The 917-nt window shown below is 79.4% G+C and carries 1 protein-coding gene; it reads right to left on the reverse strand.

Going from position 1 to position 917, the window contains the following annotated elements; translation table 11 throughout:
• Positions 1-24: 24 nt before the first annotated feature.
• Positions 25-843 (reverse strand): maleylpyruvate isomerase N-terminal domain-containing protein, encoded by an 819-nt coding sequence (locus MHY85_RS21130; protein WP_239200443.1) that lies wholly within the window; start codon positions 841-843, stop codon positions 25-27.
• Positions 844-917: the final 74 nt, after the last annotated feature.

The following is a 917-nucleotide window of genomic DNA, read 5'->3' on the forward strand; positions in this document are numbered from 1 at the left end:
GGCGCGGCGCGGGGGGTGCGAGTGTCAGAGGAGGGGGAGCATGCGGCCCAGGTCCGGGACGGAGTCCGAGGTGAACCGCGGCGCGAGGGCCGCCGCCAGGACGTCGACGTCGTAGGGCACGCGGCCGGCGGCGAGGCGAACCCAGGTCAGCGGCTGCACGACGTCGAGGTCCCACCCGCCGCGGGCCCGCACGATGTGCAGCAGCTCGGTCGCCACGAGGTCGAGCGCGTCGCCGTCGACCGGCCCGGCGGAGGTGACCCCGTCGCCGAGGCCGCCCTCGGGACCGAGCCCCCCGGGGACGCCCGGCAGCGGGCCGACGCCGGTGCCGAGCTCGGCCCGTGACCCGGGGGCGGCGCCGCGGGCGCGGGCGAGGGAGCGCTGCAGGTCGTCGGCGTGCACCACGAGCTCGGTGATCCGGGAGGCGAGCATGGTGGACAGCAGCACGGGGCCGCGGCGGGCCTGCACCACCCGGTCGTCCGGGCCGAGCTCCTCGGCGCGGCGCAGCGCCCGCTCGACCAGCGCGTCGACGTGCCGCAGCGGGTCGTCGGCGATCTCGGCCGCGAGCTCCTTGGTGACCCGGTCGATGTCGGCGGCCCGGCCGGCGTACGAGCCGAGGTACTCGGCCAGGCTGAGCGGCACGGTGCCGGCCGGGGCGGGTTCGCACACGGCGAGCGCGTCCATCGCGCGGCCGAGGTGCGCGACGAGCTCGGCGACGCTCCACCCGTCCAGCACGCTGGCCGCGCGCGCGGTGTCGGCGTCCAGCACGTCCCCGACCCACGAGCGCAGCGCGTCCCACTGCCGGCGCAGCACCTCGGTGCGCGCGGTCACGTCCCCGGTCCTCATGGGGTCAGCGTGCCAGACGCCGCCGCGCGCCCGGCGCGCCGACCGGCCCACGGCCGGGCCCGCCGCCCGGCCCC

Origin of the sequence: Cellulomonas sp. ACRRI, assembly GCF_022346185.1 — a bacterium.
Lineage (GTDB): Bacteria > Actinomycetota > Actinomycetes > Actinomycetales > Cellulomonadaceae > Cellulomonas.

Excerpts from the sequence above, each read along its gene's own strand:
- MHY85_RS21130 (WP_239200443.1), bottom strand. The coding sequence starts at position 843 with ATGAGGACCGGGGACGTGACCGCGCGCACCGAGGTGCTGCGCCGGCAG.